The sequence below is a fragment of the Pseudomonas sp. FP1740 genome, assembly GCF_030687165.1.
Taxonomy (GTDB): domain Bacteria; phylum Pseudomonadota; class Gammaproteobacteria; order Pseudomonadales; family Pseudomonadaceae; genus Aquipseudomonas.
This window is the reverse complement of record NZ_CP117461.1, coordinates 6,446,709-6,469,137: the sequence shown is the minus strand read 5'-3', so window position 1 is coordinate 6,469,137 and position 22,429 is coordinate 6,446,709. Positions and strand designations below refer to the sequence as shown.

General features: G+C 58.0%; 18 protein-coding genes. 16 read left to right on the top strand and 2 right to left on the bottom strand.

All coding sequences use genetic code 11. From position 1 onward, the window contains the following. The first annotated feature begins 9 nt into the window (after positions 1 to 9). The 15 genes from PSH69_RS29235 to PSH69_RS29165 all read left to right on the top strand — a co-directional run bounded on the left by PSH69_RS29235 (position 10) and on the right by PSH69_RS29165 (position 19,352). Positions 10 to 1,527, top strand: a complete 1,518-nt coding sequence (locus PSH69_RS29235) for a sigma-54-dependent Fis family transcriptional regulator (protein ID WP_018927442.1) — start codon at positions 10 to 12, stop codon at positions 1,525 to 1,527. A gap of 93 nt (positions 1,528 to 1,620) precedes the next feature. Next, positions 1,621 to 1,761: a hypothetical protein gene (locus PSH69_RS29230; protein WP_007894589.1), complete on the top strand. Its 141-nt coding sequence runs from the start codon at positions 1,621 to 1,623 to the stop codon at positions 1,759 to 1,761. 17 nt (positions 1,762 to 1,778) lie between these two features. After that, complete coding sequence (tagH, locus tag PSH69_RS29225) at positions 1,779 to 2,975, top strand: type VI secretion system-associated FHA domain protein TagH (protein ID WP_305410532.1); 1,197 nt, start codon at positions 1,779 to 1,781, stop codon at positions 2,973 to 2,975. Between the two features lie 5 nt (positions 2,976 to 2,980). Next, positions 2,981 to 3,481, top strand: coding sequence for a type VI secretion system lipoprotein TssJ (gene tssJ, locus PSH69_RS29220; RefSeq protein WP_018927445.1), 501 nt, complete (start codon positions 2,981 to 2,983; stop codon positions 3,479 to 3,481). Positions 3,482 to 3,483: 2 nt separating this feature from the next. Beyond that, positions 3,484 to 4,815: a type VI secretion system baseplate subunit TssK gene (tssK, locus tag PSH69_RS29215; RefSeq protein ID WP_018927446.1), complete on the top strand. Its 1,332-nt coding sequence runs from the start codon at positions 3,484 to 3,486 to the stop codon at positions 4,813 to 4,815. A 5-nt stretch (positions 4,816 to 4,820) separates the two neighbouring features. Then, positions 4,821 to 5,696 carry a type IVB secretion system protein IcmH/DotU gene (gene icmH / locus PSH69_RS29210; protein WP_105342331.1) on the top strand — a complete coding sequence of 292 codons (876 nt, stop codon included), beginning with the start codon at positions 4,821 to 4,823 and terminating at the stop codon, positions 5,694 to 5,696. A gap of 13 nt (positions 5,697 to 5,709) precedes the next feature. Then, entirely contained in the window at positions 5,710 to 9,249 is a 3,540-nt protein-coding gene (gene tssM / locus PSH69_RS29205) for a type VI secretion system membrane subunit TssM (RefSeq protein ID WP_305410531.1), read from the top strand. Further along, complete coding sequence (locus PSH69_RS29200) at positions 9,249 to 9,977, top strand: PP2C family serine/threonine-protein phosphatase (protein ID WP_305410530.1); 729 nt, start codon at positions 9,249 to 9,251, stop codon at positions 9,975 to 9,977. Before tssM ends, PSH69_RS29200 begins: the two co-directional genes overlap by 1 nt. Further along, positions 9,974 to 10,990, top strand: a complete 1,017-nt coding sequence (locus PSH69_RS29195) for a serine/threonine-protein kinase (RefSeq protein ID WP_305410529.1) — start codon at positions 9,974 to 9,976, stop codon at positions 10,988 to 10,990. The genes PSH69_RS29200 and PSH69_RS29195 overlap by 4 nt, the downstream gene beginning before the upstream one ends. 28 nt (positions 10,991 to 11,018) lie before the next feature. After that, entirely contained in the window at positions 11,019 to 13,055 is a 2,037-nt protein-coding gene (locus tag PSH69_RS29190) for a type VI secretion system tip protein VgrG (protein WP_305410528.1), read from the top strand. A 5-nt stretch (positions 13,056 to 13,060) separates the two neighbouring features. Continuing rightward, positions 13,061 to 14,083: a tetratricopeptide repeat protein gene (locus PSH69_RS29185; RefSeq protein WP_258671645.1), complete on the top strand. Its 1,023-nt coding sequence runs from the start codon at positions 13,061 to 13,063 to the stop codon at positions 14,081 to 14,083. 16 nt (positions 14,084 to 14,099) lie between these two features. Then, the gene (locus PSH69_RS29180; RefSeq protein ID WP_305410527.1) at positions 14,100 to 17,282 is read left to right on the top strand and encodes an EF-hand domain-containing protein; all 3,183 of its coding nucleotides are present in this window, start codon (positions 14,100 to 14,102) and stop codon (positions 17,280 to 17,282) included. Beyond that, complete coding sequence (locus tag PSH69_RS29175) at positions 17,272 to 18,183, top strand: tetratricopeptide repeat protein (RefSeq protein ID WP_305410526.1); 912 nt, start codon at positions 17,272 to 17,274, stop codon at positions 18,181 to 18,183. Before PSH69_RS29180 ends, PSH69_RS29175 begins: the two co-directional genes overlap by 11 nt. Positions 18,184 to 18,401: 218 nt before the next feature. Further along, the gene (locus PSH69_RS29170; RefSeq protein WP_305410525.1) at positions 18,402 to 18,866 is read left to right on the top strand and encodes a hypothetical protein; all 465 of its coding nucleotides are present in this window, start codon (positions 18,402 to 18,404) and stop codon (positions 18,864 to 18,866) included. Between the two features lie 81 nt (positions 18,867 to 18,947). Further along, on the top strand, positions 18,948 to 19,352 hold the full coding sequence (locus PSH69_RS29165; RefSeq protein ID WP_018927471.1) for a hypothetical protein: 405 nt from the start codon (positions 18,948 to 18,950) through the stop codon (positions 19,350 to 19,352). Between the two features lie 55 nt (positions 19,353 to 19,407). Here the strand turns inward: PSH69_RS29165 and PSH69_RS29160 are convergent, their stop codons facing one another. Next, positions 19,408 to 19,788, bottom strand: coding sequence for a DUF6124 family protein (locus tag PSH69_RS29160; RefSeq protein ID WP_305410524.1), 381 nt, complete (start codon positions 19,786 to 19,788; stop codon positions 19,408 to 19,410). Positions 19,789 to 20,320: 532 nt separating this feature from the next. Here PSH69_RS29160 and PSH69_RS29155 point away from each other — a divergent pair. Beyond that, the gene (locus PSH69_RS29155; RefSeq protein WP_305410523.1) at positions 20,321 to 20,704 is read left to right on the top strand and encodes a helicase; all 384 of its coding nucleotides are present in this window, start codon (positions 20,321 to 20,323) and stop codon (positions 20,702 to 20,704) included. A gap of 277 nt (positions 20,705 to 20,981) precedes the next feature. On the opposite strand, the gene PSH69_RS29150 is transcribed toward PSH69_RS29155, so the two are convergent. Next, entirely contained in the window at positions 20,982 to 22,382 is a 1,401-nt protein-coding gene (locus PSH69_RS29150; protein ID WP_305410522.1) for an aminoacyl-tRNA deacylase and HDOD domain-containing protein, read from the bottom strand. Positions 22,383 to 22,429 lie beyond the last annotated feature (47 nt).

The following is a 22,429-nucleotide window of genomic DNA, read 5'->3' as shown; positions in this document are numbered from 1 at the left end:
GTGGGTGTGATGTTCACTCAAGTGCCGCAACCGCTGGTCTATGCCGAAGCCTTGCTGGCGCAGTTCGCCAGCCTGTCGCGGGCGGCGGACAGCGCTGTGCTGCTGGGTGACTTCGTGCGCGGCCTGGCCGAGCTCAGCGGTTGCGAGCTGACGCAGTTGTACCTGCTGGATGCGACCCACACTTGCCTGGGGATGAACGCCGAGTGCCTGAACGGCGTTCTGCAACCCCGGGAAGGGGCCAGCCTGCCGGCGGATTACAACGGTGAACAACTGCTGCAATTCGCCCTGTGCCAGAACCGCGTGGTGTGCCTCAGCGAGCTGAGCGGCAGCCTGCACGAAACCAGCTTCCTGCCGCCCCAGGCCACGCCCTGGCAGTCGCTGCTGTGCGTGCCGCTGGTCAATCAGCAGAAGGCTGTCGAAGGTTTGCTGCTGTGCGCCAGTCGCCGGGTAATCGACCTGCAAGGCTTTGCCGATTCCCTCGGTCAACTGGGCTCGTTCGTGCTCGGCCAACTGCACTTGCTGCAGCGTTTGCGTCAGCCGAACGGTGATACACGCCCGGCGCCGCTCAACGTCCCGAGCGCCAGCGGTTATGGCCTGATCGGCAAGAGCGCGGCGATGCGCCAGACCTATTCGCTGATCAGCAAAGTCCTGCACAGCCCCTACACCGTGCTGCTGCGCGGTGAGACCGGCACCGGCAAGGAAGTGGTCGCGCGGGCGATTCACGATTGCGGCCCGCGCCGGTCCCAGGCGTTCATCGTGCAGAACTGCGCGGCGTTCCCCGAGAACCTGCTGGAAAGCGAGCTGTTCGGCTACCGCAAAGGCGCCTTCACCGGTGCCGATCGCGACCGTGCCGGGCTCTTTGATGCAGCCAATGGCGGCACCTTGCTGCTCGATGAAATCGGTGACATGCCGTTATCGCTGCAAGCCAAGTTGCTGCGGGTATTGCAGGAAGGTGAGATCCGCCCGCTGGGTTCCAACGACACCCACAAAATCGACGTGCGGATCATTGCCGCGACGCACCGGGATTTGTCGGTGCTGGTCAGCGAAGGCAAGTTCCGCGAGGACTTGTACTACCGCCTCGCGCAATTCCCGATCGAGCTGCCGGCGTTGCGTCAGCGCGAAGGCGACATCCTCGACCTGGCGCGGCACTTCGCCGACAAGGCTTGCGCGTTTCTGCAGCGCGATGCGGTGCGTTGGTCCGACGCGGCGCTGGATCACCTGTCCGGTTATGCCTTCCCCGGCAACGTTCGCGAACTCAAGGGTTTGGTCGAGCGCGCAGTGCTGCTGTGCGAGGGTGGCGAGTTGCTGGCCGAGCATTTCTCCCTGCGCATGGAAGCCATGCCGGAAGACAGCAGCCTGAACCTGCGCGAACGCCTGGAGCAGGTCGAGCGAAGTCTGCTGCTCGACTGCCTGCGCAAAAACGACGGCAACCAGACCCTCGCCGCCCGCGAACTCGGGCTGCCACGGCGCACGCTGCTGTACCGCCTCGGGCGGCTGAATATCAATTTGGGTGACTTCGATGGGTAGGCAAAAGACCGTCGGATCCGCCTCATTCGCTTCTAACAGCGCCACCCGAAAGGGTCGGCGCTTTGTGCTTTGTCTACCTCTGGAGACCCTCTGATGCCTGTTCGTCACTGGCAAGCCGTCCTGCTGACCCTCGTCGTTCTATGCGGCCTCGGCGGCTGTAGCGGCAATTACAAATACAACGACAACACCTATCGCCCATTGGGTGATCCGCAGGCGGTCAATCGCGGCAAGTGACCGCAAGGAGCATCATCATGGAACTGGTTTTCGAAATGCTGAACACCAAGCAGTTCGTGCCCACGGATTTGTGCCAGAAGACCTTCAAACAGGCCGGTGGCGTGATCGGCCGAGGCGAGGACTGCGACTGGATCATCCCCGACCGCAAGCGTCACCTGTCCAACCACCACGCGGTGATCAGCTACCGCGAGGGCACGTTTTTCCTGACCGATACCAGCAGCAACGGTATCCAGGACAGCGAAAGCGGCGCGCGCCTGCGCAAGGGCGAGCCGATGCGCATCGAACACGGCAGCGTGTATGTGCTGGGTGACTTCGAGATTCGCGCGCGACTGGTGCGCGACCCGGCGACGTTCGACGTCGAAGTCGGCCGTCCGCAGGCCGCGGGCAGCATCATCCCGGACGATGCGTTCCTCGACCTTGACCCGCTCAATGCCCTCGACCAGCAAGAACGCGTGTACTCGGAGATCGAGGAGCTGATTTTCCCGAGCACGGTGATCGAGGACACCCGTCAGCGCGCCGACTACGCGCGCATCGACATGGAAAGCCTGATGGTGCCGGAGCTGATCGCCGCCCCGGCAGAGCCAGCGCCAGCCCCGCCGCCAAAAGCGGTTGAGCGTCAGAGCGAAGGCTTCTGGGAGCACTTCGGTGCGGCGTTGGGCGTGGACCTCAAAGGCCTCGACCACGACGCCCGCGAAGCCCTGGCCCTGAACGCCGCACGCCTGCTCAAGCAGAGCGTCGGCGGTTTGCAGCAGAGCCTGCGCACCCGCAGCGAGCTGAAAAACGAACTGCGCCTGGCCCAGACCACCGTACAAGGCAGCCAAAAGAACCCGTTGAAATTCGCCGTCGATGCCGGTGAAGCGCTGGGCATTCTGTTGCAGGGCAACAAGCCGGGCCAATTGCCGGCCGAGCAAGCGATCTCCCGTGCGTTCCGCGATTTGCAGGCGCATCAGGTGGCCTTGCTGACCGCCAGCCGCGCCGCTGTTCGCGGCACTCTTGAGCACTTCTCGCCGCAACAGCTGACCCTGCGTTTCGAGCGAGACAACAAGCCGTTGCTCGCCACCTCCGGCAGTCGCTGGAGAGCTTACGGGCGTTATCACCAGGCCCTGCGTCAGGACGATGACTGGAGCGAGCGCCTGCTGGCCCGCGACTTCGCCCAGGCCTACGAAGAACAGATCCGCCTGATTTCCACCCTTCACACCGACCACCAAGGATGATGCGCATGTCTCGCTGTTCCACCGCTTTTTTCAAGATGCTGACTGCGTTCGCTGCTTTGGTGCTGCTGGCCGGTTGCTCGTCGCTGTCGCCGTATTCCACCGTGACCAAACTCAACCTGAAGCTGACCGCCAGCGATCAATTGAACCCGGACCTCAACGGTCGTCCATCGCCGATCGTCGTGCGCCTGTTCGAGCTCAAGCACCCGGTGGCCTTCGAGAACGCTGATTTCTTCAGCCTCTACGAACGCGCCAAGGAATCCCTGGCCCCGGACCTGGTGGCCAGCGAAGAACTGGAACTGCGCCCAGGCGAAACCGTCGAGCTCAAGCTCAGCGTGGAAGAGGGCAGCCGTTACGTTGGCGTGCTCGCCGCCTACCGCGACCTGCCGGAAACCAAGTGGCGCTACACCGTGCAAATCACTCCGGTGCAAGTCACCGCGGCTGACCTGACCCTCGATCAGGCCGGCATCCGCAACACCCATGAAACGCTCGCCAAGGCGGATGACTGAACATGAATGCCCATAAAGTCATTTGGCAGGAAGGCATGCTGCTGCGTCCGCAGCACTTCCAGCACAACGATCGTTACTACGACCACCAGATGAAGACCCGCACCCAGTTGCTGGGCAGCTACACCTGGGGCTTCCTCAACCTGGAAATCGACTTGCAGTTCCTCAACATGGGCAAACTGGTGATCAGCCAGGCCTCGGGGATTCTGCCCGACGGCAGCCTGTTCGAACTGGGCGGTAACACCGAGCCGTTGGCCCTGGACGTGCCGCCGAACACTGGCAACACGCCGATCTACCTGGCGCTGCCATTGGTGACGGGTAACCACATCGAGGCCCGTCGCCCGGAGCAATCCGACGTGCTGGCGCGCTACACCGCGTACGAAGCGGAAGTCGCCGACTCCAACGCCGGCGACGACTCCGCCAGCCAGGTCAGTTGCGCCCGTCCGGACTTCAAGCTATTGCTCGGCGAGCAGCAGAGCGACCAGGCCTACGTGAAACTGAAGATCTGCGAAGTGCTCGACACCACGCCCGACGGCGTGATCAGCCTCGACCCGGATTTCGTGCCGACCTACATTCAGGCGCATTCGTCCAGCTACCTGCTGTCGTGCCTCAAAGAAGTGATCAGCATGCTCGGCCACCGGGGCGACACCATTGCCGACCGGATCCGCTCCAACGGCAAGGTCGGTGGCGCGGAAGTCGGCGACTTCATGATGCTGCAACTGATCAACCGCACTGAATTGTTGCTGCGCCATTACCTCGGCCTGGAACAGGTTCACCCGGAAGAGTTGTACCGCACGCTGCTGACCATGCTCGGTGATCTGGCGACGTTTTCCAGTGACAGCAAACGCCCGCGTCTGGACAGCCGTTACCAGCACAGCGACCAGGGCGCGAGCTTCCGCAAACTGATGGAAGCGATTCGTCAGGTGCTGTCGATGGTGCTCGAACAGCACGCCATCGAACTGGTGCTGCAAGCGCGTCAGTACGGAATCATCGTGTCGCCGTTGCACGACCACAAATTGCTGGGCTCGGCCTCGTTCGTGCTCGCCGCCAGTGCCAACTGTGACTCCGAAGAACTGCGCCATCGCCTGCCGGCGCACCTCAAGGTCGGCCCGGTGGAGCGCATCCGCCAACTGGTCAACCTGCACCTGCCGGGTATCAAGGTCAAACCGCTGCCGGTGGCCCCACGGCAGATCGCGTTCCACTCCAACAAAACCTATTTCATCCTCGAACTCAGTTCCGAAGACCTGGCGCAACTCGAACGCTCCGGCGGCTTCGCGTTCCACGTGTCCGGCGAATTCGCCGAGCTTGAACTGAAATTCTGGGCCATCAGGAACTGACCGACATGATCAAGGACATGGAACACACCCAGGACGACAAAACCGTCCTGCTCGACCGCCAGGGCCACGGCCCGGCCTCGAGTCCGCTGACTGACTTCGCGGCACCGCCGCGTTTTGAACAGTTGGAAGAACGGATGATCTACGCCGCACGTCTGCGCCCGGCCGAAGCGTTCAACATCAGCCTCAACTCGCTGGTGGCGGCAGCGTCCGAACTGCTGTCGGAAGTGGTGCGGCTCAAGCACAGCGACACCCGCGAAGACCTGTACGCGCTCAACGAACGGCTGACCGCCGGGCTGAAGCTGTTTGAAGTGCGGGCGCTGCACAACGGTGCCGAAAGCAGCCAGGTGATGGCTGCGCGTTACGTGCTTTGCACCGTGGTTGACGAAGCCGTCGTGACCACGCCGTGGGGCAACGAAAGCGAGTGGTCGCAGATGAGCCTGCTCAGCAGCTTCCACAACGAAACCTTCGGTGGCGAGAAGTTCTTCCAACTGCTGGATCGCCTGTCGAAAAACCCGGTCAAGCACCTGCCGATGCTGGAGCTGATGTACCTGTGCCTGTCCCTCGGTTTCGAAGGCAAGTACCGCGTGCAGGCCCGCGGCATGCTCGAGCTCGAAGGCATCCGCGACGCCCTGTATCGGCAGATTCGCCAACTGCGCGGCGACGTGCCTCGCGAGTTGTCGCCGCATTGGGAAGGCTTGAACGATCAGCGTCGCAGCCTGGTGCGCATCGTGCCGGCGTGGATGGTGGTGCTGTTCACCGTGGTCTGCCTGGTGGTGATGTATTCGGGCTTCGCCTGGGTGCTGGGCGAACAACGCGAAACCGTTCTGCAACCTTATCAGCAGCTTGATCCGGCCACGGCTCAGCCGCAGTCGCAGCCGTAAACAGGGACGTGTGATGAAAAAGTTTTTCAAGAAAGTCGGCGCCTTCCTGCGCCAGACCTGGGTCTGGACCCTGCTGCTGGTGCTGTTCGTTGCGCTGCTGGTGTGGTTCGTCGGGCCGCTGCTGGCGGTCAATGACTACAAATTCTGGGAAGGTTCGACCTCCCGTTTGCTGACCATCAGTGTGCTGTTCCTGATCTGGGGCCTGACCATGGTCTTCGTCAGCTGGCGCGCCGGTGTGCGCAAAAAAGCTGTGGAAGCCACCGAAGACGGCCAGGACCGTATCCGCCGTGAAGAGCTGATCGACGAAGAAGAGAAAGAGTTGAAGGTGCGTTTCAAGGACGCCCTGAAAACCCTGAAGACGTCGAGCCTGTATCGCGGCCGCAGTGAACTCTGGCGCAGTGATTTGCCGTGGTACTTGCTGATCGGCCCGCAGGGCAGCGGCAAGACCAGCCTGCTGGACTTCTCGGGCCTTGAGTTTCCGATCAACAAGATCGACCGCAAACTCACCCGCGACACCCTCGGCACGCGGCATTGCGACTGGTACTTCGCCGACCACGGCGTGCTGATCGACACCGCCGGGCGTTACCTGACCCAGCCGGATGCCGAAGTCGATGGCAGTGCCTGGAGCACCTTGCTCGACCTGCTGCGCAAGCGTCGCCGTAACCGTCCGTTGAACGGCGTGCTGGTGACCATTCCGGTGGAAACCCTGCTGGGCGGCAGCGAGCAGGACCTTGAAACCCTGGCCCGCCAGGTGCGTGCGCGTCTTCAAGACGTGCATCAGAAATTGCACGTCGATGTGCCGATTTATCTGGTGTTGAGCAAGGCCGATCGCCTGCTCGGTTTCGACGAGTTCTTCGATCAACTGACCCGCGAAGAAAGCGATCAGGTCCTCGGCACCAGCTTCCGCAAAGAGCAGAGCGGCACCGACGTGACCGTGCTGCGCGCCGAGTTCGAAGAGCTGCTGCGTCGCCTCAACAGCCAGGTGATCATGCGCATGCACCAGGAGCGCGACACCCAGCGCCGTGGCCGCATCCTCGATTTCCCGCATCAACTGGGGCAGATCGGCGAGCGCCTGTGCCTGTTCGTCGACCTGGCGTTCACCGGCAACCGCTACCAGCGTGTCAGCCAGTTGCGCGGTTTCTACCTGACCAGCGCGCCGCACCTGACTCAACAGATGGACCAGACCACCGCCGGCATCGGCGCCAGCCTGGGCATGAACGCCGGCATGCTGCCGACCCTGCGCAGCGGCCGTTCGCGGTTCATTCATCATTTGCTCAGCCGGGTGATCTTCCCCGAGGCCGACCTGGCCGGTCTGGACAAGCGCGAGCGCAGCCGCATCCACTGGGGCCAGCGTGCCCTGTACGTGGGCGCACTGGCGGCACTGGCGCTGTTTGGCATGCTCTGGGCCGGTGGATTCTCGGCCAACTATGAGCGTCTGGAAAACCTGCGTTCCCTGGCACAAACCTGGAAGCAACAACGCTCGGCATTGACCGCACGCGATGACTCCATGGCGGTGCTCAAGACCCTCGACACCAGCTACGCGGCGACTCAAGTCTTCCCCCACAAAGGTGACGTGTCGTACCACGAGCGCGGCGGCCTGTACCAAGGCGAAGACGCCAATCCGGTGGTCAAGAGCGCCTACGAGCGTGAGCTCGAAGCGCAACTGCTGCCACGGGTTGCGACGCTGCTGGAAGGGCAGATCCGCGCCAACATGAAGGACCGCGAACGCCTGCTCAACAGCCTGCGCGCATACCTGATGCTGAACATGAAAGATCGCCGCGATGCGGCATGGCTCAAGGATTGGGTCGCCACTGACTGGTCCCTGCGCTACGCCGGCAACACCGCGGTGCAGAACGGTTTGAACACCCACTTCGAGCGTTTGCTCAAGCAGCCGTTTATCTACCCGCTCAACGAACAACTGGTGGCGCAGGCGCGTCAGGTGCTGCGCAGCGAGTCGCTGGCCAACGTGGTTTACCGGATGCTGCGCGAGCAGGCTCGCAACCTGCCGGAATACCGCCTGAGCCAACACATCGGCCCGCAGGGTTCGTTGTTTGTCGGCACCGATTACGTGATCCCGGGGTTCTACACCCAGCAAGGCTATCAGCAGTATTTCTCGGTCCAGGGCGCTGCGTTGGTCACCGATATCCTGCGTGATAACTGGGTACTGGGCGAAGGCTCGGGCATCAGCGGCATGGACTTGCGTCGCCTGATGGTCGAGCTGGAGCAGCTGTACTTCCGCGACTACGCCAACTTCTGGAGCGAAGCGGTCGGCCAGGTGGCTCTACCCGCGATCAGCGATTTCAGTGAGGGTGCCGAGCAACTGGCGGGCCTGACGTCGGCCAATTCCCCGGTGCTGCAACTGCTGGTGGAAGTGCGCGAGAACACCCGTTTCCCGGCGGAAGCCGAACCGGTTGATGAAGCCGCCGATGCCGCCGCGAAACTGGGCGAGCAGAAGGGCAAGCTCGGCAAGTTGGGCAAACTGGCGTCGGCCGCAGCGGACGCGGCGTCTGACATGGCCGCGACCAAAAACCTGCCGGACACCGCGAAGAAATCCCTGCAACGTCGCTTCGAACCATTGCACCGCTTGCTGGATGACAACAACGGCCCGGCCGCTGATTTGACTCCGGCCCTGCAAGCACTCAACGACCTGCAAATGCAAATGGCCAGCCTGGCCCGCGCCAGTTCACCGGAGCAGGCTGCGTTCGAAATGGCCAAGACCCGCATGAGCGGCCAGCGTGATGCGCTGAGCAACCTGCGCAATGCGTCGAACCGTCTGCCGCGTCCGGTGAGCGTGTGGTTCAACGTGCTGGCCGAAGACACCTGGCGTCTGGTGCTCAACGATTCCTACCAGTACCTGAACCAGCGTTATCAGAGCGAGCTGTACAGCTTCTACGGCAAGGCGATCAACAAGCGTTACCCGTTCAGTGCCCACAGCACCAGCGACGTCGCGATCAGCGACTTCCGCGAGTTCTTCAAGGCTCAGGGCATCGCCGATCGGTTCTTTGATACCTACATGCGTCCATTCGTCAGTGGCGATCCAGGCAACTACCGCCTGCGCAGCATCGACGGTCACAGCATGCCGATCTCCAAGGTCTACCTCGACCAGATGGCCGCGGCACAAGTGATCCGCCAGAGCTTCTTCGCCATCAACCCGGCCGAGCCGCAAGTGCAGTTCAAACTGGAGCCGTACACCCTTGACCCGGCCGTCAGCCGTTCCGAGTTCAAGTTTGGCGATAAGACCATTGAATACCGCCACGGCCCGATCGTGCCGGTGTCGTTCAAATGGCCGACCGACGCTGAAGACGGTCGCACCAGCCTGGTCCTCGACAAAATGGCTGGCCGCCCGATCGGCATCGAAAAGAACACCGGCCCATGGTCGCTGTTCCGTCTGTTCGACCTGATGCAGACCGAGTACCTGACCGGTCGCGACGTGCTGGTGCTCAAGGCTGATGTGGGTGGCCTGCGCGCCAATTACCTGCTCAGCAGCCAGCGCACGCCGAACCCGTTCGATATGGGCGTGCTGCGCACCTTCCGTATGCCGGTGCAGCTCTGATGTTGGTTGCCAGTCCCTGGCGCAGTGCTGCGCGTACCGATCCGGGCAAGGTTCGGGCGCGCAACGAAGATGCTTTTCTCGACTGCCCACAGCAGGGGCTGTGGGTGGTCGCGGACGGCATGGGCGGTCATCAGGGTGGCGACATCGCCAGCCAGTTGATCGTCGCCAGCCTGGCGGAGTTGCCGGTGCAAAATGACTTCGACGAACGACTCAAAGGTATTCGCCAGTGCCTGCACTGGCTCAACCGCCGTTTGGGTCAGGAGTTGACCGTCACCGCTGGGCGCCACGACAGCATCATGGGCAGCACCGTGGTGGCGCTGCTGGTGGAAGGCAATCGTGCGGCCTGCATCTGGGCCGGCGACAGCCGCTGCTACCTGTGGCGCGGCCAGCGTTTGTATCAGCTGTCCAAGGACCATTCGCTGCAACAGCAACTCATCGACGAGCAGAACATGAGCGTCGAGCAAGCCCAGGCTCACCCAGCCGCCCACGCCCTGACCCGTGCGGTCGGGGCTGCCGAGCAGCTGACCCTGGACGTGCTCGAACTCGAGGTCTATCCCGGCGATGCGTTTCTGTTGTGCAGCGACGGTTTGTATCAAGGGCTGAGCAGCGATGCCCTGGGCAATGCCCTGAGCCTGACCGCGCCGCACGTTGCGCTGGAACGCCTGTTCGACGGCGCCCTGCGTGGCTCGGCCCGGGACAACCTGACTGCCGTGGTGATCCGCCAATGACTGAATTCATGCCACCGATCGACGACCTGCTGGTGACCGAGGAAGAAGCCAATAACCTGACTTACTTCGCCTTCGCCAAACCTCTAAACGGAAAGCCGCATAAGGCTGAGCCTGCGTTGGCGCCCACCCGGGCCAGCGTCGGTGCACTGCCTGACGTGCTGGCGGGGCGTTACCGCATCGAGCGCCTGCTCGGTGCCGGTGGCATGGGTGCGGTTTACCGTGCACGGGACTTGCTGAGCGAACAGTTCGGCGATCCCGACCCTTACATCGCGCTGAAAATCCTCAGCGAAGAATTTGCCGAATCGCCGGACGCCAGTGCCTTGCTCTACAGCGAGTTCGCCCTGACCCGACGCCTGCGCCACGACAATGTGCTGCGACCGCACACCTTTGAAGTGGACACCGACTGCCAGCGCGCCTTCATCACCATGGAACTCATGCGTGGGCTGACCCTGGACAAATTACTCTGCGAGCGGCCCCTGGGCCTGCCGTGGACAGAACTGCGCGACATCGCGCTACCGCTGCTCGACGCGCTGGCCTACGCCCACGCTCGCGGCGTGCTGCACGGTGACATGAAGCCGAGCAACGTAATGCTCAGCGAAGAGGGCGTGCGCCTGTTCGACTTCGGCCTCGGCCAGGCGCAAGAGGGCATCCTGCCCGGCCTGCCACACCTGAGCCGCAATCGCTTCAACGCCTGGACCCCCGGCTACGCCGCCCCCGAACTGCTCGAAGGCCAGCCGCTGTCAGCCAGCGCGGACGTGTACGGCGTGGCCTGCGTGATCTACGAATTGGCGGGCGGCAAACACCCGTTCCGCCGCTTGCCCTCGACCGAGGCCCGCGACGGGCATCTGGAGCGCGAGCTGCACGCACCAAAGAATCTACCGAAACACTGCTGGCCAGCCCTGCGAACGGCGCTGGCTTTCGATGCGGCAGATCGAACGATCACTGCCGCCCAACTGCGTGACGCTATGGGCGCCACATCGTCTTGGCTGCAACGCCTTCGACTGCGGGCGTAACGGATGACTACCGAACAGGGAGCAAGCAATGTTCAACTCAGCTAACGAAACGCACTTCAGCCTCACAGTCGAAGACTACGCCGGCGACCTGCAAGTGCTGTCGTTCACCGGCACCGAAGGCATCAGCCAGCCGTATCGCTTCGACCTCGAACTGGTCAGCGAAAATCCGGATCTGGACCTGGAAAAACTCCTGCACAAGCAGGCCTTTTTGGCGTTCGATCCAAAGGGTTCCGGCATCCACGGCCAGATCTACCGCGTCGCCCAAGGTGATGCCGGCAAGCGCCTGACCCGCTACAAAGTCTCCCTGGTGCCGCAGCTGCAATACCTGCATCACCGCACCAACCAACGCATCTACCAGCAGATGTCGGCGCCGAAAATCATCGCCCTGATCCTCGAAGAACACGGCATCAAGGGCAACGCCTACCGCTTCCAGCTGAGCACCCCATGCCCGGACCGCGACTACTGCGTGCAATACGACGAAACCGACCTGCACTTCGTCCAGCGCCTGTGCGAAGAAGAAGGCATTCACTACCACTTCCAGCACAGCGAAAAAGCCCACCTGCTGGTGTTCGGCGACGACCAGACCGTGTTCCCGAAACTCGGCCAGCCCACCGCCTACGTCCAAGGCAGCGGCATGGTCGCCGACGAACCGGTAATCAAAGGCTTCAAGCTACGCCTGGAAACCCGCACCGGCCGCGTCACCCGCCGCGACTACGACTTCGAAAAGCCCAACCTGCGACTTGAAGCCGCCTACAAACCCGACGGCGGAAGCACCGAACCAGACCTCGAAGACTACGACTACCCCGGCCGCTTCCTCGACCGCGCCCGTGGCAAATTCCTCAGCCAACGCGCCCTCGAACGCCACCGCGCCGACTACCAACAAGCCGAAGGCCATGGCGACCAAACCACCCTCGTCAGCGGCCACTTCGTGGAAATGTCCGACCACCCACGCACCGAGTGGAACGACCTCTGGCTACTCACCGAAGTCGTCCACGAAGGCAAACAGCCGCAAGTGCTCGAAGAGGCGGTCACCAGCGACACCACCGACAACAAAGACGACTTCCACCAGGGCTACCGCAACCGCTTCCTCGCCACCCCGTGGAACGTGTTCTACCGCCCGGCCCTGGAACACCCAAAACCCCGCGTGCTCGGCAGCCAGACCGCCATGGTCACCGGCCCCAAAGGAGAAGAAATCCACTGCGACCCATACGGCCGCATCAAAGTGCAATTCCACTGGGACCGCGAAGGCCTGGCCGACGACAAAACCAGCTGCTGGATGCGCGTCTCTTCGAGCTGGGCCGGCGACCGTTATGGCGCCATCGCCATCCCGCGCATCGGCATGGAAGTACTCGTCACCTTCCTCGAAGGCGACCCCGACCAACCGCTGGTAACCGGTTGCCTGTACCACAAGGAAAACCAGGTTCCCTACGACCTGCCGGCGAACAAAACCCGCACCGTCTTCAAAACCCTCAGCTCACCGGGGGGCGGCGGGTACAACGAACTGCGGATTGAAGACAAGAAAGGGGCGGAGCAGATCTTCATCCATGCCCAGCGGGATTGGGATGAAAACATCGAGCATGACCAGAAGATTCGGGTGGGGAATGAACGCCACGATACGGTGGTGAAGAACACCTACACCGAGCTGAAGGCCGAAGAACACCGCACCACCATCGCCGACCGCAAGACAGAAGCGCGGATGGATGATCACCTGACGGTTGGGCAGAACCAGCATGTGAAGCTTGGGACTGCGCAGCTGACCAGTGCCGGGAAGGAGATTCACCTGAAGGCTGGGGACAAGATTGTTATCGAGGCTGGGATGGAGCTCACGGTTAAGGCCGGGGGGAGTTTTATCAAGCTCGATGCGGGTGGGGTTACCGTGGTTGGGCCGGTGGTGAAGATTAATGCCGGTGGGTCGGCAGGCTCGGGGACCGGGATTGGGATTAAGCCGCCGGTGCTGCCGGGGGCTGCGGATAAGGATAAGGCGGGGAGTTTGATGGATCAGGCGTTGGGGAATGCGGTGCCTGAGAAGGTTAAGCCGAAGGCTTTTTTTGTGTTTTCTGAGTGATCGACATGAATGGTGTTTTGAAGAAGAGCAATGGCTTCGCTGTAGCGGTTTTCACCGCGTCGCTGCTGAGCCTGTTTCATGGCAGCGTTTATGCGGATGAATGTCCGTCAGAAGACTTCGCTCAATTTCTGCCAGCGTTCTCTGCGAACGCAGAAACACAGCAACGTCTGACCGCGATGACGGTGAAGTCGCTGGTATTGAAGCCAGCGGGAGAGAGCAGAAATTTTGAGCCGCAAACGACGGGAGTCAACAGCTCCACGTTGGCGTTTCCACTGATGGCACCCGTAGCCACAGACAAGACAGAAGGTGTTGAAGTCGAAGCGGTGGACGACAGGCACTTCAACGTTGTGGATAAGCGCGCGGGTAACAGCAACATCAAGATTTTTAACTTTTCCCGTCAAGCGTGCTGGGTGCTAGAGGGGGTCGAGGACTGGTCGATTAGTGAGAAAGACCTAGTTGTGGCGAGTACTCCGACCATGAGCGCTGCCGAGAATTTCTGCTTTCAGCGTGCGGAAGCTTACGGAGGACTGGGGGGAGTGGAGCAGTACCGGTTGACAGGCGAATTTTTTGAGGCTTCGCTGGAAAACTACCTGTGCGCTGCAGCTTCGGGGGATCCTCAAGCCAGCTTGAATGCTGCCAGTTTGAGTCTCTCAGGTATGGCTCCACAGCTTGAGACGGAGAAGGTTGAGGCGCTTTTCAAGGCAGCGGCGACCACTCTCGCCGATGGTGCCGCCTCTCTATCAACGTTTTATTGCTACGGAAATAACCCTGCGGCTGAAGGCCCTTGCCAGCACCCCGAACAAGCTGAAAAGGAGCTTATTCGCGCGGCATCGATGGGCTCGGCTGATGCTATGAATTATTTGGGTTACTCCTTTGAAACAGGGGAGTTGGTGACCAAGGATATGTCTAGAGCGCTGGCGTGCTATCGCTTGGCTGCCGACAAAGGTAACGGCACCGCTCTGAACAATTTAAATCGATTGAAAACGCAAGCGACTGAAGCGGCTCGAGCCGGCAGCCATTGCTACTAATTTGCAGGATGCAGAAATGACAGAGCCACTTGATTTAAAGAACAACTACACCGGCGGTGATTACGTTTATCTGATGGGCGGGGACGGTGTTAGAACAAACGCTGCGGGTAAAAAACTGATTGATTGTTCCCATATGGTGAACTTGTTACTCACCGGAGCTGGTTACCAGATTCCGTATGAAGAAACACGCACCATGGAAAATTCCACTTACTACACAACGGTCCTACCGCAAGATGTGCGACGAGGTGACATCGCGCTTTGGATCAATGCGGCCCCAAACAGACCCGGTTCGCCTTTGTTCCATACGGGCATCGTTGAAGACTTCAATCCGGCTACCAAGGTCGGACATATATTTGGGGCTCAAAACAGCACCGGCCCGGCCAAAGCGATATTTGGCCCAAAACCTCCCAGCTTTTACTGGCCAGTAGTTACTAAATTTCTGCGAGCTAAAGAAGAGTTCAGAACAGGAGCAGCACCTGCACCCGCACCCGCACCTGCACCAGCTCCGGCGCCCGCTCCGGCACCAGCCAGCCCAGCTCCCCTGATGAACTTTCAATATCCATTCAGAAAAGCAGATGGTAAGCAGTTCACTGACGCTGAAGAAGTCTATAAGGCGATCGAAAGTGAAGCGTCGGGCCATTACCTGCTGGGCAGCAACAAATTTTGGCACGGTGGCATCCACATCTCCGACAGGAGCGCTCCACAGTGCGTGCTGAATGAGCCGGTTCGCTGTATGGCCGATGGCGAAGTCGTTGCGTATCGCCTTAACGAGGATTATCTGGAGTCGACCTTCGGCGACAACGAGAAAAAGCTGAGGTATTCCAACTCCTTCTGTCTAGTGCGTCACGAGTACAAATCAGCACCCAACCCGGAAGAAGGGCCGAACAAAGGCAAGCAAAACAAGCTGAACTTCTACAGTCTGTATATGCATTTGCTGCCTTATAAGCGCTATCCGCTATCTGAGGAAGAAACACCGAAACCCAAAGTGACCATGAAGGTAAATGACTTCAAGGCATACGACGAGTTTCCCGAAACTAGCAGCGTTCAGTCACCCGGAAAACTGGCTATGGGCACCAAGCTTGAGGTGCTGGAGCAGAGAAGCGTCGGTAACGTCACCTATGCTAAAGGAAAAATCCTTTCCGGCAGTGTAAAGAACGGGTCACACAAAGTTCGTGAAGCAGGGAGAGAGGTTTGGTTCGCCTATTTGAAGAATGGTGCACCTTACCAAAACTCCCAACCCAAACGTATTTGGCTCGCGGACGATGTACCAGAACGTGCCAGGCCAAATTATTGGCAAGGGAAAGTAAAAGCTAGGACGTGCCAACGCTTGGCGATGTATGCCGCACCAGCGAATCCTTCAAGCGGGCAACCAGCAGGTGCGCGTATAGAGGAAAATCGAGAGATCACGGTCAACAGCATCATTGCGTTCGATAGTAAGGATGTTGTGAGCTTGGTTCTCGACAACAAACTGCGGCGAATGGCCCCATGTACACCGGTGGAAGCTAGCATATGGCAAGGCGCTGGGAGCGTACCGTCAAATTTCTGGGCGATTATCGAAAGCGATCCGGAAAGTCAGTATGTGCAGTGGGAAACTGTAACTCCTACAGATTTTGATGTTGTATCAACAAGCATCGGCATCAAGGCTGGCGACCCAATTGGGTACTTGGGTAAAACTGAAAACCTTGTCAATGAGCAAGGTCAGACAGACAGTAAATTCCAGGTTCATGTGGAGATATTCACCGCCGAGGCTGACATCAAGAACTTCCTCGACAACCTCGCGGGCTTAAAGCTTGGCAAGCAGTACCTGTATTTGCCGATTGGAACCAAATTAAAGAAGAAGTTACCTGCTACTGGCACCAGCGATCCAATCAAGAATGAGCATGCGATTGACTTCAACAAGGCTCCTATCATCAAGGAGGGCAACGAAGATTGGTATGACATCAGCGTTGTTGAGGGTGATCAAACTGTTTCTGGACTGATCAAAAAGGCTGGCGCTGAAATTATCACTCAGCATGATTGGACGAAGTTGGGCTTTCAGATAGTTGAGGAGTCCAACGCCACGGCGGATGGCTTTCTCGATCCCGAAGACATGCCACAGTTCTTCAAGGATCTTTTCAAAAAAATCGATAAAAATCACGATGGTGACGTTGATCCAGAAGAGCTCGCTGACGCGTTGAAGAATGCTGACACTAGAGGTCAGTGGGCGAAACTGATTGCTCATCATCCAACCGAGTGGAAGTTCGAAGCAGATTCCGCGAAATGGAGTAAGTTGGACAAAATATTTGAAGCAGTTCCAAAAATGTTGAAGCATGAAAAAGAAAGAATAACTAATTACATTTTTTGGGAAAAACTTGCCGGCAAGGCAGTCATGAGTTCGGATGTGATTTGGCATTTTCATCCGATTAGCTTCGTAGACAATTTTTTATCATCTGTATGTATTCCTTTGGAAAAGGCGCAAGAGGTTGCCCTTCTTGTTTCTTCCGGCTATGAGGGCTCAACCTCAAACACGCTGGATTACGAGGCCGTGGCTGGTAACTTTGATGGTCAAGGCGTGTCTTTTGGCATAATTCAGTGGAATTTCGGGCAAGGTACACTTGGGCCATTGTTGCTGGCGATGAGGTCGGAGAATCAGGTCAAATTTGATAGCTGTTTTGACACCAATATGAACTTTCAGGCTTTGCTGAATGCGATAAATGCTGCGAGCATCCCTTCTCAGATGAATTGGGCTACAGGTGTAGCTGCTAGTAATCCTAACTGGAAGTCCGCCTTTAGGAAGGTTGGTGAAGTGGAAGAATTCCGAAAAATACAGTTGAAGTTTGCGGCTCATTACAATGACAATATTAAATCGTGCCTTGCATTAATGCGAGAGCTTGCCCCGCATTTAATGGTGAAAGTTCAGTTGAGGACGTATTGTGCTTTGTTTGATTTGTGTGTGCAGCAAAATAATCTAAATAGCGCTAAGGAATTAATTCAGGCGGAATTCCCAGTTGCCCAAATTACAACTCAGAAAGAGCTTCTTGTATTTGTATGTAAGAAGCGTGCAGAAAAAGCCTTAACTGCCTGGCGGTCCGACGCCTTTAGTCGCCGAATGGGAATAATTCAAGGGCAGGCATACACTGCGACGATGAATGGTATAACTAAAACTAGAAGTAATTCAAATTACGGTTTAATAGTCGAAGGAGACGTGTGTGAGATTTAATATTTCTTATTTCCTAGGGGCGCTGGTTTTTGCGGCTTCCTCTTTAGCTGGTGCCCAAGATTTGGTTTGTGATTCTGATAGTAATGTGTGCACAGTTTTGGTTGCCGAAAATTATTGTGGGGCAGGCGAGACGGCGAAAACTAAGTGGGATATACGAACTGGGGAATATATTTTAAGTTGTGAGTGCAATTGCACTTCACAGGAGAATACGTTCTGGCTTGTTTCTGGCGCCAATAAGGAGTCTGTGAGAAAGGTTGAAACCAGTAAGATAGTGAGTACTATCGACTTAAGAAAAAATAAGAATGGTGTGCCGGATGTGTTTGGTTTGGTTCCTTATTGCACGACTCTGCATACAGATTCAGATAAGCTAGTTAGCTTGCAAAAAATTCCAAGCGAGAATGATGCCCAGCATCCTTATTGTTATGAGGTTGATGAGTCGGCTTCATCAGAGCTTTGTTCGACGTCGGAATGCAAGGACAAGGAGGAACTGGTTAAAAAAATCACCAGCTCTATAAAGGCTGAAACTCTAATTGAGTTTAAGAGCGCTACTGCGAGACTTTATAAGGACAAAGTTCGCTTCCAGGACTTCCCTAAACGAGTGTTTGTGGAGAAGTACATTGCTGCGTATGCGTACTCAGTGAATAATCAACAATCGTACAATGATATCGCATACTATTGGCAGCAAGCGGGCTTTAATGAGGATGCTATTTGGTTGCTCGAGAAGGTGATATCGAATAGTCCTGATCGTACAGTTGCCTATCTTAATATAGCCGATGCGTACTGGTCGAAAGGGGATAAGCAGAAGGCATCTGCCAACTATAAGAAGTATGTCGATCTGATGGTGTCATCAGGTAAGCAGAAAAAAATTCCTGAGCGTGTTAACGAACGAAGTAAGTTATGACCAAAAAGGGGGGCGATTTATTTGTGGGGTAGATTTAACTTTCGATAAATAAATCTGTCCCCTTTGTTGTCGGGAAGGTCTGATCAAGGCTTATGGCGTCACGAAGAGGCAGCCTCAGCAGGAGAGTCCTGCGGTTAAAAGGATCGACTATGAGCGGCCTTAAGTCGGCGGTGCAAGTCTTTGAAGAATGGTCAGCTCGTGGATCAACAGGGAAGTAAATGGAAATGGCCAGGTTTTTTAGTTGTGTATGCGTGGTTGTATCAATCATCGGTTTTTCGTCACAACCAGCGTTAGCCAAAAACCTGCAAACCATCGAGCAGATGCACCCGGCCAATGTTGCTTGTCCCTCGAACGAGTTTTCAGCGTTCCTCGCAGCCTTTTCCGAGCGCGCAGACGTGCAAAAAGCGTTCGTCCGACAGCCGCTGAAAATGGTCACGACCGTAGCGGGAGATCCCGAGCCTGAGATGGAAAAACGCAGCGTCAGTGGTGATCAGATCAAGTTTCCAATCATCCCGGATCGTGTGAAACGAGAGGCCGATGGTCTTACGTTGACCGTCAAGGAAGAGCGGGGCAACAACGCCACGGCGATCCTGCAGAAGCCGGATACCGATTATGTCTTCGAGTATCAGTTTGTTCGTGGGCAATGTTGGCGGCTTGCAAAAGTCTCGGATTTTTCACTTTAGGCATGCGGTAAGCTCTACTGAGAGCACGACATCGTTTTCAAAAAAATGAGATCAGAGGGATCTGTGAAGAAGTTATTTTTAATGCTGTTGTTGGTATTGCCGCTGACGGCCCGTAGTGAGATCACAACACAGGTCTCGTGTTTCCGTTCGCTGGAAGGTAAAAACATCAATTTCGAATTCAGAACCTATTACGACTCGGTTACCCAATGGAGCGGCACTGGGGTTAGGTATAGCAAGTCGAAGAAGGCCATTTCTCTAGTCCATCGAAGCACCGAGCAAGAAATCCTGGCAGAGGATCGGCCCTATCAATTCACGACAACTTGGGTGGAAGTTTCCGAGGGGGCGCTGACGGGTGAGTATGAGATGGTCCGTCAGGGTGCTCGGATCTATGGGATGACCTATACGAATTACAAATCCGGTAAGAAATATTCGTTCGATCAAGATATCAGCATGGAGGCGTCACCAGAGACAGGCTGTCAGTGGTGAGTCGAGATTATCGAGAAAGGGGACTCAACGTCCCCTTTCTCTTTCTGTGGTCCCTTTATGCCTTAGCCCGATGCTCCGCCGGATTCGGCGAATCGATATGATCCAGCGCTCGCTCCACTAACAACTGAACCCCATCGGCCATTCTGCTGAGCGCCAGGGCTACTGATCTTCGAGTGCCGTCGATGTCGTCAGCCAGGTCGGCGGCGATGGCGCTGATGGACTTCAGGTCTTCCGAGGCGTTGGCCAGGAGGGCTTCGGTGTCGATGTCGGGGGAGACGGTGAAGAGTTTGCCTTTGCGCTTGGGTTTTTCTTTGGGGGGTGGGGCGAAATGGTGGTCGAGGGCGCGTTCGGCGGCTTCGTGGAGTTTTCTGGAATCTAAGGATTCGTAGGGGGATGTAGCTGGGTTTTCTGGGGGATTCGGTGTTGGCTTGAACATGAAGTGTTACTCCAAAATTTAAGGAGCTGACACCGTTTCGCGTGCACTTCGAAAGAGGTGGCAGCTGTGCATAGGTGTGCAAGACCGGTGGAGTCACCCGGCAGACCCGAAGGTCTCCCATACACAGCAGCCATAACGATTCGCGAGCATAGGAAAACGCTCGATGAATTGCCATAACCGAATGTGTACTCCATCGGACTTGCACGTCCGAATCACCGATTTTGCGGTGACGAACAGAGGTTATCGGTGAAGGCCAAGGGTGCCTAGTTCATGGACAGCCCGGCGTTTTGAAGGAAATGTCCGAGTGGTTTGAGGGCATCAGGATCAAAAGATCGCAGCCTTCGGCAGCTCCTACAGGAATGTGTTTCTTTAGGTGTAGGTCTGGTCCCTCAGAATGAAGTGCAAAGCGTGACTTGGCGGTCATCATGCGGGAAAAGCGGTTCATCTTCTTCTAACGCAACCCGATGGTGGCGTTCTTGCTTGAAGCGGCTACACTGCGCCGGCCGTTCATTTTTCTTTTGAGGCTGTGCGCATGAAATTTCGTTTTCTTCTGTGGATGCTGGGTTTGTTGATGGGTAAGGCCAGTCGGACTAATCCTGCGTTTCAGCAGCAATTGGGTGACAAGGCGTTGGTGTTTCAGCTACAGACCCTGGACGGGAAGGTGGCTCGGCATTTCTTTGTGAAGGACCAGCGCATTACCAGCAAGTCGGGCGTGTATGCCGAGCCTGCGTTTGCGATTGCCTTTAAAGACGCGGCGTATGGCTTTGCCACGATGCAGGCGAAGAACAAGCAGTTGGCGTTCATGCAGGGGATTCAGGACAAGTCGATTCAGATCAAGGGCAACCCGGCGCTGGTGATCTGGTTTCAGGGGTTGACCAAGTATCTGAAGCCTAGGAAGGCTAAGGCTAAGGCCTGAGAACCTTGATCCAGTCAGGAGGCTTTTGTGGCGAGGGAGCTTGCTCCCGCTGGGCTGCGAAGCGGCCCTAAACCTGAGATTGGGTTGTTTCAGGTCGACCGTGTGGGCCGGGGTTGCGACTGCTGCGCAGTCGAGCGGGAGCAAGCTCCCTCGCCACAGAGGTTGTGGTGATCAGGTAGATCGGTGGGGGATTCATCGCGGGCAAGCCCGCTCCCACAGGGATTACCTGAGTCCTGTGGGAGCGTGGCTTGGTGCGGGCGGCGATCCGACGATGCTTTTAGGCCTGGCCAAATTGCGAAGCCAGTTCGCGCAGCAGCACTTCAGCTTCAAGCACTTTGCTGACCACGTCGTTGGCCTTGTCGCGAGTCAGGCCCACACGCTCCAGCAAGGCATCCGGAATGTCTTCATCCGGACCCGAACCAATCCCGCGACTACGCAGCAAACGCACGGCCAAACATACGAGGTTCGGGTACTCGGCGTAGTCGCCGTCGTAGCTTGGGTCGTGCTGGAAGCGCAGGGCTGTGGCCAGTTCTTCGGGCATGTCCCAGTAGCGCATCAGCCATGAGCCGATCTGTTCGCGGCTGATGCCCAGCAGGTGTTGCTCGACGTAGCTATGGCACAGGTGCGGGTTGACCTCCAGGTGACGGCAGATCAGCGAGAAGTGCGGCGGGAAGACGTGGGCCAGCAGCAGGTAGCCGAAGTTGTGCAGCAGGCCGGCGAGGTAGGTCAGGCCGGCTTCCGGGCGCTGGGCGCGGGGCATGGCGCGGGTCAGGCCTTCGATGACGGCGGCGGTGTAGATCGATTGCTGCCAGTACGGCGTGGTGTGTTGCGGGTGGTCTTTGGGCAGGCTCAGGGTTTTGCCCAGGGCCAGGCCCAGCGCCAGGTTGATCACCAGGTCGAAACCCAGCACGCGGACGATGGCGTCTTCCACCGAACGAATCTTGCCCGGCGAGGCGTAGTACGGCGACGCCGCCCAGCTGACGACTTGGGCGGCCAGGGCTGGGTCGGTTTCGACCACGCCGGTGATGTCGTCGATGGTGGCGTTGGGGTCGACCCGCAGTTTGATGATTTTCTGCGCGGTTTCGGCCAGTGGCGGAATTTCGATGGTCGCTTCCAGGCGTTGCTGAATGCGCCGCGCGGTGAACGCTTGCACGGCCTGGGTGATTTCCTCGCGGTCATCGTCGGGACGGTCGAGGTTCGGGCGGATGCTGTGCACGGCTTCGCCGAAGTTGCCGGCGCTGGCCTTGGTCAGCATGGTTTTGAAATCTTCGCTGGTGATTTCCAGCAGCACGCCCGGCTCGCCCGAGTTGATCAGCAACTTCGGTTCGCGCAGCAGGCTTTCTTCGTACAGGCACGGTGAGCTGGTGAGCGCCGGCAGGCCGGGCAGCAGGCTCAGGCTGTGTTTGCCGAGCATTTTTACCAAACGTTCGGTGGATACGGCGGTCAACCGGCGGCCGGTGAGTTCGGCGAGGCGGTTGAGGTCGAGCAATTGACTTTGCGGAAACAGCACCATGAGCGCGCCGACGGCATCGTCCAGCAAAACCGCCTGCACTTTGCGTGAGGCATTCAGGCCGTGATGGTCGAGGACTTCCTGGTAGGCGATGCCCAGTTTGCCGAGCAGCAGCCGAATAACAGACGGAGCGTGCGGGGTTTCAGGGGCGAGGGCAGCTTCTGTCATGGTCTGTATCCGTTTTCAAACAATTGCAGGAGTATAACCAGCTTGTT

Excerpts from the sequence above, each read along its gene's own strand:
- PSH69_RS29155 (WP_305410523.1), top strand. The coding sequence starts at position 20,321 with ATGAAATTTCGTTTTCTTCTGTGGATGCTGGGTTTGTTGATGGGTAAG.
- icmH (WP_105342331.1), top strand. The coding sequence starts at position 4,821 with ATGATCAAGGACATGGAACACACCCAGGACGACAAAACCGTCCTGCTC.
- PSH69_RS29170 (WP_305410525.1), top strand. The coding sequence starts at position 18,402 with ATGGAAATGGCCAGGTTTTTTAGTTGTGTATGCGTGGTTGTATCAATC.
- tagH (WP_305410532.1), top strand. The coding sequence starts at position 1,779 with ATGGAACTGGTTTTCGAAATGCTGAACACCAAGCAGTTCGTGCCCACG.
- PSH69_RS29185 (WP_258671645.1), top strand. The coding sequence starts at position 13,061 with ATGAATGGTGTTTTGAAGAAGAGCAATGGCTTCGCTGTAGCGGTTTTC.
- PSH69_RS29200 (WP_305410530.1), top strand. The coding sequence starts at position 9,249 with ATGTTGGTTGCCAGTCCCTGGCGCAGTGCTGCGCGTACCGATCCGGGC.
- PSH69_RS29165 (WP_018927471.1), top strand. The coding sequence starts at position 18,948 with ATGCTGTTGTTGGTATTGCCGCTGACGGCCCGTAGTGAGATCACAACA.
- PSH69_RS29230 (WP_007894589.1), top strand. The coding sequence starts at position 1,621 with ATGCCTGTTCGTCACTGGCAAGCCGTCCTGCTGACCCTCGTCGTTCTA.
- PSH69_RS29235 (WP_018927442.1), top strand. The coding sequence starts at position 10 with ATGTTCACTCAAGTGCCGCAACCGCTGGTCTATGCCGAAGCCTTGCTG.
- PSH69_RS29180 (WP_305410527.1), top strand. The coding sequence starts at position 14,100 with ATGACAGAGCCACTTGATTTAAAGAACAACTACACCGGCGGTGATTAC.
- tssM (WP_305410531.1), top strand. The coding sequence starts at position 5,710 with ATGAAAAAGTTTTTCAAGAAAGTCGGCGCCTTCCTGCGCCAGACCTGG.
- PSH69_RS29160 (WP_305410524.1), bottom strand. The coding sequence starts at position 19,788 with ATGTTCAAGCCAACACCGAATCCCCCAGAAAACCCAGCTACATCCCCC.
- PSH69_RS29190 (WP_305410528.1), top strand. The coding sequence starts at position 11,019 with ATGTTCAACTCAGCTAACGAAACGCACTTCAGCCTCACAGTCGAAGAC.
- PSH69_RS29195 (WP_305410529.1), top strand. The coding sequence starts at position 9,974 with ATGACTGAATTCATGCCACCGATCGACGACCTGCTGGTGACCGAGGAA.
- PSH69_RS29150 (WP_305410522.1), bottom strand. The coding sequence starts at position 22,382 with ATGACAGAAGCTGCCCTCGCCCCTGAAACCCCGCACGCTCCGTCTGTT.
- tssJ (WP_018927445.1), top strand. The coding sequence starts at position 2,981 with ATGTCTCGCTGTTCCACCGCTTTTTTCAAGATGCTGACTGCGTTCGCT.
- tssK (WP_018927446.1), top strand. The coding sequence starts at position 3,484 with ATGAATGCCCATAAAGTCATTTGGCAGGAAGGCATGCTGCTGCGTCCG.